Source organism: Polaribacter sp. MED152, assembly GCF_000152945.2.
Classification (GTDB): domain Bacteria; phylum Bacteroidota; class Bacteroidia; order Flavobacteriales; family Flavobacteriaceae; genus Polaribacter.
This window is the reverse complement of sequence record NC_020830.1, coordinates 2,101,413-2,115,152: the sequence shown is the minus strand read 5'-3', so window position 1 is coordinate 2,115,152 and position 13,740 is coordinate 2,101,413. Positions and strand designations below refer to the sequence as shown.

Sequence of the window (13,740 nt, the reverse complement as noted above, 5' to 3'; positions counted from 1 at the left end):
TTTATCTATTTGTTTGGAAAATTAGGCTTTCTTTTTTCTAAAAATGCAGTTGTACCTTCCTTAAAATCTTCGGTACCAAAGCAATTACCAAATTCTTCTATTTCTACATCATAACCATTTACGCCTTCTTTGTAATTGGCGTTAATAGCTTTAATAGCTCCTGAAATAGCTACTGAAGAGTTTCTTAAAATTTTACTGGCCAATTTATTGGCTAAAGGCAACAATTCTTCTTGAGTGGTTACATGGTTTACCAAACCTAAAGTAAATGCTTCATCAGCAGGAATCATTCCAGCAGTCATAACCATTTCCATAGCTTTACCTTTACCCACTAATTGAGATAAACGTTGCGTGCCTCCATAACCAGGAATTACTCCTAAAGATACTTCAGGTAAACCCATTTTAGCATTGTCTGAGGCTACTCTAAAATGACAAGACATGGCCAATTCTAAACCACCTCCTAAAGCAAAACCATTAACAGCAGCAATTACTGGTTTTGATAAGTTTTCTACTAAATTGAATAATATTTCTTGACCCTTTCTTGCTAATGCTCCACCTTCTTCTACAGAAAAATTGGCAAACTCAGAAATATCTGCACCTGCTACAAATGCTTTCTCTCCAGAACCTGTTAAAATTATAACTCTAATAGCTTCGTCGTTTTCTAATTCTGTAAAAGCATTACTTAATTCTGTAATAGTTTCTTTATTAAGCGCATTTAACTTTTTTGGCCTATTGATAGTAACTTGTGCTAAAGCATCATTTTTATCTACTAAAATGTTGTTGAAACTCATTTTATATATTTTAAATTATTCTTTTGATTATTTTTATTCTTTAGGCAAAATTACTGTAAACACAGTACCTTCCCCTACTCTCGAGGTAAATGAAATTGAACCATCATAGGCTTCTATGATGTTTTTTATCATACCTAAACCAAGACCCATACCACTTGTTTTTGTTGTAAATTTTGGTTCAAAAATTAGGTCTTTTACCTCTTCAGGAATTCCTTTACCATTATCAGATACTAAAATAGTTACATTTTTATTATCAGAAATAACTTTAACTTCTATTAACGGATTTTCTTCTTTATCTGTTGCTTGTGTTGCATTTTTAACCAGATTATTTACAATTCTAATTAATTGTGTTTTATCTAGGTTTGCGTAAATTTCATCTTCACTTGGCAAATACCTAATAGAATCTTCATTAAAAATATCTAAAGCCAACTTTACAACACTTACTACATTTATTCGTTCTCTTTTCTGACTTGGCATTTTCGCAAAATCCGAAAATGCAGAGGCAATAGAACTCATAACATCTATTTGCTGAATAAGTGTTTGGCTATATTCTGCCAATTTTTCTTTGATATTTTCATCATCAGGATTAAACTTACGTTCAAAACTTTGCACAGAAAGTCTCATAGGAGTTAACGGATTTTTTATCTCATGAGCTACCTGCTTTGCCATTTCTCTCCATGCTTGCTCACGCTCGCTCCTGGCTAATTTAGCTGCACTTTCCTCTAACTGATCTATCATGCTATTATAAGCATCTACCAAAACCTCAATTTCTGAACTAGCTGACCCCAACATTATTTTTTCGTTTCTCTCATTTAAACGAGTCTGCTGCATTTTATCAGAAATGGTTTGTATAGATCTTGTAATGTAACTTGATAAAAAATAAGCCAGTGCAATTGCTATAAAAAACATTAAAATATAAACTAGACTCAGTCTTTGAATAAACTCCTCTAATTCTTCTTCTATTTCTGTATTGTCTTGTGTAAATTGTAGTTCTACAATTCCGATTCTTTTAAATTTTGGGTCGTTTATGTATGTATACGAAGTTTCATAACCCATACCATCCTCCATTACTAAAGGCAATAGAATTCTATTACTCGAATTTTGAGAAAGTTTGTTTAATACATCATAAGTTAATGGTTTTGTTTTAATGGTTTCAAAAGCATTCTTTTTTGATGAAACCAACAAATTACCATGCAAATCAAAAATGGAAACATTTAATTTGTTGATAGAAGATATTTCGTAAATACGATCTTGAAAAATCTTTGCTAAGTTCTCTGTATTAACTGGGTAAGTAGTTTTGTTGGTAAGTTCTAAATTTATGGTTTCTAATGTAGTAGCCTCTTTACGCTCAAAACGTTTTATATTGTAGTCTTTTGTTTGCTCATCATATTGAATTACTGTAACTACTAATATTAAGATTGATGCTAAAAGCACCAAAAGTATCATACTTAAGAAAATACGTATTTTTAAAGAAATATTTTTTAGTTTAAACAACCTTATTGTATTTTAATTTGTTTTGTTTTCATTAAAAGAGCATCATCAAATTCGCCATCATTATCCCAATCAAATTTACTTGTAGCAGTAAAACCTTCTTCTGTTTTTTCTATGTGATACCCTACTTTTATATCTCTATTATTGTAAAAAAAATCTACAAAGAGAGAATCGTTTTCTACACTCCAATTTCCTGAAGACTCAGAGATTTTTTCTCCTTTTAAATTTACAAACCAAGCTTTAAATGTGCCATCTGCATTATAGGTAGATTGTGCTATTAATTCTGGGTTATTTTCAAATTTATCTTCATAAACATACAAGGAATCTGATTTCTCATAAGTTGGCATTTCTATTTTCATGTACGTTGTTTGCCAAGAGTTAATCATATATTCTTCTGTTGTTTTTTCTTTTTTACAAGCAACAATAAGTGTTCCAAAAAATAAAAAGAAGAATAAAGATTTAAATTTCATGTTTAATAGTTTTAAGGTACAAGATATTATAAATAATAAACTAGTCTTTTGCTAAAGGTAAAAATAGTTGCCTAAACTTTATAATTAATGGTATTCCTCTAGCCATAATCCATAATGTAAAAGCAATCCAAATGGCTGTAAGTTTTAAATCGAGATAATCAAAAAATAGTAAAGTTGGTATAAATACAAGCCCTGTAGAGAATAATAATACATTTCTTAAATATTTCATTTTACCCATTCCTTTAAACATTCCATCAAAAATAAATGTAATTGCACTTATAGGTTGAGTTAATAGAACTATCCAAAAAACATTATAAAACTGAGTGAGCACTTCTGGTTCTTTTGTGAAAATTTCACCTATAAAATTGTAAAAAACAAACCCAACTAAGGCAATTATTGATCCAGTTGAAATTCCGTACTTGAACAATTTAGTACTTAATTCTACTAAAGTTTTGTAGTTTTTTGCGCCAAGTAATTTTCCTGATAATATATTACCTGCACTCGAATAACCATCTATCATAAAAGCACCCAATAGCCAAATATTTATGCCAATAGTGTAGGCTGCAATATAAGCTGGGCCATAATTTGTAGCATAAGAAGTTGCAAAATATAAAGCTGTATTTAAGGCAAGTGTTCTAATAAAAAGATTGCCAATCATACCCAATAAATTGGGGATTTCTACATGAAGAGGCAAAGAGAATTTTAACGAAATTGTTGTCTTTTTTATCAATAAAACTATTGCAATTACAGCCATAGTAATTTGCGCAATTACACTTGCATAAGCTGCTCCTTGAATTTGCATTGCAGGTACATAACCTTCTATACCATAAACAAAAATTAAATCTAAGACGATGTTTAAAAGAGCACCAATTATTGCAATTATCATAGGGTAAAAAGTGTTCTGTAGACCTCTAAAAACTCCGAAAATTGCGAATACAAATAATGAAAATGGAAATCCAAAAATTCTGATTTTAAAGTAAGTTATACAGTATTCTAAAACTTGTCCAGATGCATTATAAAACTGAAATATTTGTTTTGCAAAAGGATAACTAATGGCCAAAATACATAAGCTACCAGTTATTATTATAGCAATAGCTTGTATAGGTAATTTCTGAATTTGATCTATTTTATTAGCACCTACGTATTGTGAAATAATAGAAGATATTGCACTTCTAATTTGTCCAAAAACCCAAATTAGCATAGAAATAAAAGCACCAACAATACCTACAGCTGCCAAGCTTTCTGTAGCATTTTCATCTATATTACCAATAATTGCAGTATCTGTAATCGATAAAAGTGGTTCTGCAATACCAGCAATTAAGGCAGGAATTGCCAATCTATTAATGTTTTTAAAACTAATATCTGCCTTCAAAACGTTGCTTTTTCACAAAGGTACATATCTAAAAACGAGAACTGCTTTTACTTTTTAAAAAATGAGTAACTTTGTTTTAAAATTAAATTGATTATGCAAAATATTCTAGTACCCATAGGTTTTACAGAGAATGCTTTAAACACTTTACAATATGCAATAGATTTCGCTTCAGAAATTAACGCAAAAGTTTTTGTTTTTAGGGCTTACAGCTCACAATCTAAAGCTGGTACTATGATTAATCTTGATAAAATCATAGAGCGTGAAACCAATCTATATTTAAGAACTATGGTTAATGCTTCAGATACTAAAGATGTAAAAATTCAATTAATTTCTGCTAAAGGATCTTTGATAGATAGCGTAGAAAGTATTAATGAAGAATTAGGTATAGACCTTATAATAGTTGGCGCCAAAAGTAATTCTATTAAAGAAGAATTATTCTTAGGTAAAACTGCTGGTAGCTTGGTAAAACAAACAGAATTACCATTATTAACAGTACCTGAAGGATACAAATACAAACCTGTAAAAAACATATTAACTGCTTTTAAATCAGGAAATATTAATAGTAAAACCGCACTAAAACCTTTACAGTTTATAGCTGATAAATTTTCGGCAAAAGTGAATTTATTATTGGTAAAAACACCTAACTATACAGAAGAAGATTTGGTCATAAACGATGAATTGGCAAAACTTCAAAGTACGTTAACTACAACAGAAAACGCTACTACTTTTCAAGGTGTTTTAGAACACATAAATACTCACAACCCAGATATGCTTTGTGTATTTAGACGTAAAAGAGGATTCTTTAAAAAGCTTTGGGAAAAAAGCACCATTTTAAAAGAAGAGTTTTTTACAAATGTGCCTTTACTAGTTCTTAAAGGTAAATAAGTTTAGTACTTTAAATCTGCAGGTTCTAAAAACTCTTGCTCCATATTATAAATTTCTAGCAGGTACTCTTTTAATTGGGAAATAAATTCCTCTAACTTTTCTTGGGTGATATTTGTTTCTGGATTTTTATAGCTTGATGAAAAATTGATACTTAAAAAACCTTCGTTTAAATTCTTAAACGAATAAATTCCGCCTTTTAAATTTTTAGTGAAATCGAAATTTTTGCTTTTTGTATATAGAAAAGCGTACAATAAAACCTGAATTGCTTTATACTGTTCTTTTTCTCTAAGGGCATTAAAATCTAAAACCTTTAATTCAGGCGATTTTACCATACCAGATTTGTAATCTATGATACGTAATTCTCCATTTAACTCATCAACTCTATCTACATTACCATGCAATTTTATAGGAAAATCTAAACCATCTACTGTAATTTCTGCAGATAAATTTTCTTCTGTTGCCACAATTTTAAGTTGATTATTTTCATCCTTTAAAAGAGCTCTTTCTTTTGTTAGAAAATTAGCCACAAATCGATTTGCAACCTCAAAAATTAACCGATTTTTACCTGTAGAAATATCACCATTTTTAAATTCAATTTTAAAATACTTTATTATCAAATCTTTGGCTATTTTTTGCATTTCCTCAACATTTTCTTCTTGCAAAAATTTACCTACAAAAGGTTTGTAAAGCTCGTCTAAAGTTTCGTGCACAATAGTACCTAGTGTATTGTAAGCAACAGTTTCTTCAACATCATCAAACTCTTTAATTTTTAATATTTTCTGTTTGTAAAAGGCAATTGGGTTGTATAGGTAATTGGTTAGTGATGAAGGCGAAAAACCAGATTTTGCAATCTCTTTTAACCTTTCTAATACATCATTATTTTTAGCTACTTGCTTTAATGCTGTGTGTTGTGCAACTACTTTTGGTGATACTATTTTATGAACAATATCTGTTCTTAGCATTTCTAGTTGGGTTACAAACCTACTTTTTTCTCCACTTCCAAATACATCATGTTCTGTATTGTATAAAATGTAGATGTTTTTTGCTCTTTGCATCAACCTAAAAAAATGATAAGAAAATATGGCATCTTTTTCTCTGTAAGTTGGCAAACCAAACTCAATTTTTACATCAAAAGGAATAAAAGAATTTTGCTGACTGCTAGCAGGTAAAACACCTTCGTTTGCTGATGTTAAAATTACATTTTCAAAATCTAAAACACGTGTTTCTAACATCCCCATTAATTGTAAGCCTTTTAGAGGTTCTCCTTGAAAAGACAAACTTTCTGAATCTATAAGTTGTTTAAAAAATTGCGATAAAGTTTTTAAATCTGTGAAGTATTCAAACTCAGTTTGTAATGTTTTAAGTTGTGTAAAAGCGGTATAAAAACGAAATAAATATTCTTTTTCTAACGTATTAACTTCTACTTTTAAAACGTCGATTAATGCTAATATTTGATTTATAAAATCGGTAACCGAAATAAATGGTTTAAATAAATTATGAATTACATTTTTAATAGAATCATCTTCATTTTTGAGCAATAGCTCAATATCGCTTTCTGCTATAAAAGTTTGATTATTCTTGGCTATTTGCGTTGTAAAAACGTCAACAGAACACAGTAATTTATAAATAGATTGATGTTTTAAAAAGCGTATAACATCTTTATAGTAAAACTGATTTAAAGTTGTTTTTTGTAACTTTTCTTGAGAGGTGTACAATTGAAAAATTGCAAATAATAAACTCGTAGTTGGTACATCTTTTAAAGGATAACCCATTGTTATATTAATTGCATTGATAGCTTTTGGTAAGGAATTTAAGGTAATTGGTAACAAGGTTTCATCTGCCAATACTAATGCTGTATTCGCGAAACTTGGCATTTCTTCTAAAATTTCTCCTACATATTTTATTTGAGTAGTATTTTTAGCTGCGCCTATTACCTTAATGTTTTTTGTGTTTGAAAAGGAATTACCAATAGTTTTTAACTGATTTTTCTCAAAATACTTCCATTCACTTTCGTACTTTCTTATGAACTTTCCTGCTTGATGGCTGCTGTTAAAAAAAGCCTCATCTATGTCCCAATAAATTTCTGAATTACCTAATTCTAATACTCTTTGAAAAAGTTTTTCTTCTGATTTATTTAAAGCATTAAAGCCAATGAAAAAGAATTTTTTATTCCTGTTTTGAGATAAAAAATGGTCTATTTTTTTTACAGCCTCTCTATACATTAAACCTTGATAACCAATATTTTTATCAATTAAAAAAGCATAAAACGCATCATAATAAACATTCAGTTTTTCTAAGAAAGAATAATGGTCTCTAATTAAATCTGTTTCTTTAAAAGTACCTTTTACAGACCATTTTCTAAGGCGTTCAATATCTCTTAAATAGATAAAGATGTCTTTTGTATTTACTAAATGCTGATCTAATTCATTAAAATCTTGCAAAACAGTTAGTGCCCAAGAAGAAAAAACATCAAAAGCATCTGCATTTTTCTCTACATTTTTATAAATACTGTAAAAATGAAATAATAACTGAATATTATCTGCTTTTTGTACCCCAGAAACCTGCTGAATAAACTGTTCTATATTTAAAATTTCTGGTAAAAAACCAACAGAAATTTTATTCTTAAATTCTTGTTTTACGAATACTTTTGCTCTTTGTGATGGCAAAATAAAAACCACATCTTCAAACGTTTGGGTAGTTTGTAAAATATCGTCTAAAGTTTCTGAAATAAAAGATTGCATAGCCTTTTTTTGGTTTTCTAAATTACAAAAACTTACATTTATAGTTCTGTAAACCTTAATTTTATTTTGATGAAAAACGAATTACATGTAGTTGGTATACAAGCAGATTTAATTTGGGAAAATCCAGCTGAAAATTTAAAATTTTTTGAGGATAAAATTAAAAACTTATCTGCTAGCACAGATTTAGTAATTTTACCTGAAATGTTTACTACAGGGTTTACAATGCAACCAAAAAATGTTGCTGAATCTATGAACGGTTTAAGCATTACTTGGATGAAGAAAATAGCAAATGAATATGATATTGCTATTACAGGAAGTTTGGTTATTGAAGATGGTAATCAGTTTTATAATAGGTTAGTTTTTATACAACCCTCAGGTAAAATTGATGTTTATGACAAAAGGCATTCATTTACTTTGGCAGGTGAACATAAGGTGTATTCATCAGGAACTGATAGGATAATTATAGATTTTAAAGGATGGAAAATATGCCCACTAATTTGTTATGATCTAAGGTTTCCTGTTTGGGCAAGAAATACTGAAAATTATGACATCCTAATTTATATGGCTAATTGGCCTGTTACAAGAATTAAAGCTTGGAGAACGCTTTTAAAAGCACGTGCAATAGAAAACATGAGTTATACAATTGGCGTAAATAGAACTGGGCTAGATGCTAATAACTATCAATATTCTGGAAGTTCTTTAATTGTAGATTATTTAGGTGAAACACTTTCTAATTTAGATGAGAATGAAGTTGGAATTATTTCTGCTGTTTTAAAAAAAGATCATCAAAATAAGGTTAGAAATAAACTTGGTTTTTTAAAGGATAAAGACTCATTTACTATCAATAAATAAATGGTATGATAAAAAAATTCCCATTAGAAACTAATGGGAATTTTTTTTGGCTATACTATTTCAAGTATAGTTCTGTATCATTTCTAAGAATAAGAAAGTCTAACTTGGTTGTAACATCCATTTAAACTTAAATTCGGTATCTGGTACTTTTATACGTTCTGTAATTCTGTACATTCTGTTAGGCAAATTCATTAAGAAATCTCTTGCCTTTTCTGCTTCAGGTGTAAGGTTTGTAATCTTATCTATTTCCCAAGCTGCGTTTAATTTCTTTAAGATATCTACATAATCAAAACCTGTATACACCCCTATTCTTTGAGCTACTGTAGAAAAGTCGTCGAAAAGACTTCCTTTTTCTCCAAAAGATTCTCTTAAATGCATGGCTGGCATTACAATTTTATGTTTCATCATATGTTGAAAAGCCAACATCATTTCTGAAGGATCTATCTTAAATATCTCTTTGACGAAGTGTGAATATGCTTGATGATGACGCATCTCATCTCCAGCAATAATTTTAGACATTTTTGCTAATGCTTTATGTCCTTTCTTACGTGCGATTTTAGCTACGTTATTATGAGAAATGTAAGTTGCTAATTCTTGAAAAGTTGTATACACAAAATTCTTGTAGGGATCTGTGGAAGTACCAATATCAAAACCATCTGCAATTAAATGCTGGGTAGAAATTTCTACTTCACGCATATTAACTCTACCAGATAAATAAAGATATTTGTTTAAAACATCTCCATGTCTGTTTTCTTCGGCTGTCCATGTTCTTACCCATTTTGCCCAGCTATTATCTGGATCTTGAGTTACCCCATCTAAATCTAACAACCAAGATTCGTAAGTTGGTAATGCTTCTTCAGTGATGGTATCACCAACTAAAACAACCCAAAAGTCATCATGTAATTCTTTAGATATTTCTCTAATTTCTTCTACTTCACTAATAAATGAATCATCTTGAGAATTAGGTAAAAAATCTGTTGGCTGCCAAATTTTTTCAGCAGGTATTAAATAAGTATCCATGAAGCTCTGCATCTTTTTTTCTAAAGTTTGCATAACTTCAATCCTTATGTTTTTTATCGACATTTTTTTAATTTATATGTTCTTTAATTACTGATTCTGTTTGTGCCAATAGTTCATCAAAAGGCATAGAATCTATTTTAATAGGTTTGTGTGTAGTAATGGTAATTGGGCTTCCAATACCCAAAGGGAATTTACCGTATTTAAACACTTTCCAAGAATTGTTTATGGTTAAAGGTACAACATAACCGTCTTTATTGTATTTCGTAATTACCTTTAAACCGTTTGAAGCAAATTTTTTAGGTTCGCCAGTTTTACTTCTTGTTCCTTCAGGAAAAATAATAGCTCCCCATTTATTTTTATTAATTCGTTTTGAAAAGTCTACTAATGCAGAAATTGCTTGCTTAGGATCTTTTCTATTGATTAAAGCTGCACCTCCATGTCTTAAGTTGTAAGAAACACTTGGTATACCTTTTCCTAATTCATATTTGGCTACAAATTTTGGTTTAAACTCTCTAAAATACCAACCTATAGGAGGAATATCGAAAGTACTTTGATGATTTGCTACAAATATTAACGAAGTGTTTTTAGGGAGTTCGTGTTCGTTTTTTAAGAACATAGGTACTCCTAAAATCAACAAAGATTTGACCAGAAAAAAGTTAAGTGCTGCAACAACAGCTTCGTGTGCTTTTCTGCCAAAAACGTTAAAGGCAATCCATTGTAATGGATGAAATATTACCAATAGCAATATAAATGTAACTGCAAATATTGGTGATAGTAAATAACTAATTATCCTCATTCACTAAATCCAGTTGCTCCAAGGTATTCTTGAAAGTATCACTAATAAACCTAAACCATAAAAGATTGCAAAGGTTTTAAATTTACCTTCACTTGTTGTTTTTTTCTTGTGCTTAGACCATCCTATTGTAATTAAGATTATTGCAATAATCATCATACTTGGGTGTTCTACTGCTAATAATCTAACCGCTTTAGTTTTCATAACTGTGCTGGCATCATTAGTTAATGCCTCAAACCAAGGAGACATAAAATACCAAGCCAAACCAATTAATAATTGAATATGAGTTACAATTAAAGTAAATAAACCTATTCTTAAATCTTTATCTGTAAATTGTTTTTTCTGTGTTAAACCAATGATTGCATTTATTACAGCAAAAATTAAAATAGCTAAAACTAAATAGGCCCAATAAGAGTGTACTTCTTTCATAATAGATAGTGATGTTTAATAGTGTAAAGTTACAATTTTAAGTATAAAAAAACCACCTCAAATGAGGTGGTTTTCTATATAATAAATAAACTCTTAAATATTAGAAGTTATATCTAACACTTGCATTCCAAGTTCTACCTAAACCAAAGTAACCTCTGTTAGAAACATCGATTCCTTTATAAAGTGTTGAGTTAGAAGTTGCTTGATTTGCTGAAGATAATTCAGAAATATATCTAGCATCGAATACGTTGTTTACGTTAGCTCTAAAGTCTAATGACTTATCATTCTTTAAGTTGAAAGTGTAAGATACACCTGCATCTGTAATGTTATAAGAAGGTAACTGTAATTGACCTTGAGTTGGACTTACGTTAGCAAATAAGTTATCGTAAAATCTGTAATCTGCATCAATACTTAAGTTATCTAAGATTGAATAATCAAATCCTAAACCTGCAGTAAACTGAGCAGCATCTCCAACATTAATACCATCTACATCAACAGTAGAAGCAGCACCAATTTGGTTTCTGTCTTCGTCAAAAACTAAAGTAGTTAATTCACCTTTATATTTCCAGTCTCCAATAGAAGTAAATCCTTTTAATCTGAAGTTATCTGTAATGTTAGCAATGAAATCTACCTCAACACCCATATGGTATTGGTTTTGACCTGTAGTTTGAGTAATTGTAACTACACCTGTAGTTGGATCTACATCTGAAAAACCATCTACTCTATCTCTCCAAGAAGTACTGTATAAGTTTACGTTTGCACTAAACTTTTCGCTTCTGTAGTTATATCCCATTTCTAAACCGAAGATTTTTTCGTTTTGAGATGATGGGTTAACTGCATTTGTAAATTGGTTAAAGATATTATCATGGTAAGGCTGACGTGAATAGTAACCTGTATTGAAATAGTAGTTACTGTTATCGCTTAATTTAAAACCTAAACCTGCTTTAATGTTATAACCAAAGTTGTTGATTTTTTCTGAATCCTCAAATTCTTCTTGATAATCATATCTGTCAAATCTCTGGTGAGATTGATTAGATACAGATCCTTGGAAAAATGCAGATACAGTTTCATCAGCATACTCTAATTGAGTAAATAAACCTCCGTAAGAAATTCTTTCGCTGTTATCGTAATCAATTCTTTGATCTTCAGACATTGTATTGAAAGTTGCTTCCCATGGGTTAGCGTTCATGCTTTCTGTTGCAGTAACAGATACACTTGGCCCAACTCTATTGTCTGTATCATCTCTTAAACTTCTGTCTTCTGTCCAAGAAGTTAAACCGTGAAAGTTTTCAACTTGTCTAAAGTGAGTACCATAGTATGTTCTTAAGTCTGTACCAACATTCCAAGTTACATTTTCAGAAATTTTAGTTTCTAAGTTAGATACAACACCATACCAGCTATGTAAGTTCATAGAAGCTCTTGTAATATAAGCGTCGTTTCCGAAGTTACCATCACCACCTGTAGCAGCATTGTTAGCATAGATTGCATCATAGTCAATTAAACCATCTGCAGTTCTTTCTCTGTTACCTCTGTTTCCAGTTCCTCCACCTCTACCAAAAGAAGCATATAATACTGTAGATAAACTAGTGTCATCAGAGATTGTATAATCCCAGTTTAAGTTTAAAACTGGTTTGTGGTAGAAGTTTCTTCTTTCTGTTAAGTATTGTCCTTGGTAAAAACCAAAGTTGTTGTTGTATTTAAAACCATTCTCTAAGTATGTAGAAATACTTTTTGTAAAGTTTTGATCATGCCATTGTGGAGCTCCTGTAATTAAGAAGTTAAAGTTATGGTTGTCATTAGGCTTGTAACCAAAAGAAATGAAGTAAGTTTGACCTTGACCTTTTGTTCCATTGTTGTAACCTTCACCTTGCCAATGAGATAACATAACGCTTGTTCCCCATCCATTATCATTCATTCCTGTATTGTAAGATACAGTAGTTTTTAAGTAACTATCGTTTGCAGTACCTGCATAGAAATAACCACCTTCTTGTTTGTCTGTAGTTTTTGTTACAAAGTTCATTGTACCACCAACTGAAGAAATAGCTAATTTAGATGCACCTAAACCTCTCTGAATTTGAATTGCACTAGCAATGTCATTAACTCCAGACCAGTTAGACCAATACATTCTACCATCTTCCATTCCGTTAATTGGCTGACCATTTAATAAGAATGCAGTGTTTGTTTGATCAAAACCACGAACAGAAATTCTAGAATCTCCAAAACCACCTGCTTGACCAGCAACGTAGATAGAAGGTGTGTTTACTAATGTCATAGTAACATCTTGTGTACCTACTTTTTTCTGAATTTCAGCTGCTTTAATTGTAGAAACAGCAACAGGAGTTTTTCTACCACCTGCTAAATCAATTACACCTTTACCAACGATAACTACTTCTTCTAAAGAGTTTTCATCCATAAATAATTTAATTGTTCCTAAGTTCGTTTTTGAACTGCTGAAACTAACTTCTTTAGACTTGTAACCAATGTAAGAAATTACTAAAACACCTGAGTTGCTTTTAGTAGTTAACGTAAAGTTACCATCAAAATCTGTTTGAGTACCATTAGTAGTACCTTTCTCAAGAATACTAGCACTTGGCATTGGTTGATTTGTGTCATCCACAATCACACCAGTAATTTTGGTTTGTCCTAAAACTGTAGCCGAAATAAAGAATAACGCTACAAATAATAAGTTTTTAAAATTTTTCATTGTTGAATTAAGTTTGTTAAATGTTTTGCAAAATTCTCTAATTTTTACACGTGTGTTGTTAATTGAATGTTAAGGTTTAACATATAATTATGAATCAATAAAATAAAAAAAACAACCTAAATCACTAATGAGTAATGATTTAGGTTATTTTTAAATAAAAGTCTATTTTAAGAAGTTGTTAATTAATTAAAATTA

General features: G+C 30.2%; 11 protein-coding genes. 2 read left to right on the top strand and 9 right to left on the bottom strand.

Features of this window, described 5'->3' with window-relative positions; translation table 11 throughout:
• Positions 1-5 precede the first annotated feature (5 nt).
• The 4 genes from MED152_RS09395 to MED152_RS09380 are packed head-to-tail and all read right to left on the bottom strand — an operon-like array spanning position 6 to position 4,121.
• Positions 6-788 (bottom strand): enoyl-CoA hydratase/isomerase family protein, encoded by a 783-nt coding sequence (locus MED152_RS09395; protein WP_015481634.1) that lies wholly within the window; start codon positions 786-788, stop codon positions 6-8.
• Positions 789-821: 33 nt separating this feature from the next.
• A complete protein-coding gene (locus MED152_RS09390; RefSeq protein ID WP_015481633.1) occupies positions 822-2,234 on the bottom strand; it encodes an ATP-binding protein in 1,413 nt (470 codons plus the stop codon).
• A gap of 50 nt (positions 2,235-2,284) precedes the next feature.
• On the bottom strand, positions 2,285-2,749 hold the full coding sequence (locus tag MED152_RS09385; RefSeq protein ID WP_015481632.1) for a hypothetical protein: 465 nt from the start codon (positions 2,747-2,749) through the stop codon (positions 2,285-2,287).
• Positions 2,750-2,789: 40 nt separating this feature from the next.
• Positions 2,790-4,121: an MATE family efflux transporter gene (locus MED152_RS09380; protein WP_015481631.1), complete on the bottom strand. Its 1,332-nt coding sequence runs from the start codon at positions 4,119-4,121 to the stop codon at positions 2,790-2,792.
• Positions 4,122-4,214: 93 nt separating this feature from the next.
• Here MED152_RS09380 and MED152_RS09375 point away from each other — a divergent pair, with 93 nt between their 5' ends.
• On the top strand, positions 4,215-5,006 hold the full coding sequence (locus tag MED152_RS09375; protein ID WP_015481630.1) for a universal stress protein: 792 nt from the start codon (positions 4,215-4,217) through the stop codon (positions 5,004-5,006).
• Between the two features lie 2 nt (positions 5,007-5,008).
• Here MED152_RS09375 and MED152_RS09370 read toward each other — a convergent pair whose 3' ends face one another.
• A complete protein-coding gene (locus tag MED152_RS09370) occupies positions 5,009-7,747 on the bottom strand; it encodes a PD-(D/E)XK nuclease family protein (protein WP_015481629.1) in 2,739 nt (912 codons plus the stop codon).
• Between the two features lie 69 nt (positions 7,748-7,816).
• On the opposite strand from MED152_RS09370, the gene MED152_RS09365 reads away from it, so the two are divergent.
• Positions 7,817-8,599: an amidohydrolase gene (locus tag MED152_RS09365; RefSeq protein WP_015481628.1), complete on the top strand. Its 783-nt coding sequence runs from the start codon at positions 7,817-7,819 to the stop codon at positions 8,597-8,599.
• Between the two features lie 99 nt (positions 8,600-8,698).
• On the opposite strand, the gene MED152_RS09360 is transcribed toward MED152_RS09365, so the two are convergent.
• The 4 genes from MED152_RS09360 to MED152_RS09345 all read right to left on the bottom strand — a co-directional run bounded on the left by MED152_RS09360 (position 8,699) and on the right by MED152_RS09345 (position 13,545).
• A complete protein-coding gene (locus MED152_RS09360) occupies positions 8,699-9,682 on the bottom strand; it encodes an acyl-ACP desaturase (protein ID WP_041383562.1) in 984 nt (327 codons plus the stop codon).
• Between the two features lie 4 nt (positions 9,683-9,686).
• Positions 9,687-10,415: a 1-acyl-sn-glycerol-3-phosphate acyltransferase gene (locus MED152_RS09355; protein WP_015481626.1), complete on the bottom strand. Its 729-nt coding sequence runs from the start codon at positions 10,413-10,415 to the stop codon at positions 9,687-9,689.
• 3 nt (positions 10,416-10,418) lie between these two features.
• The gene (locus MED152_RS09350; protein ID WP_015481625.1) at positions 10,419-10,841 is read right to left on the bottom strand and encodes a hypothetical protein; all 423 of its coding nucleotides are present in this window, start codon (positions 10,839-10,841) and stop codon (positions 10,419-10,421) included.
• 100 nt (positions 10,842-10,941) lie between these two features.
• The gene (locus tag MED152_RS09345; protein WP_015481624.1) at positions 10,942-13,545 is read right to left on the bottom strand and encodes a TonB-dependent receptor; all 2,604 of its coding nucleotides are present in this window, start codon (positions 13,543-13,545) and stop codon (positions 10,942-10,944) included.
• Positions 13,546-13,740 lie beyond the last annotated feature (195 nt).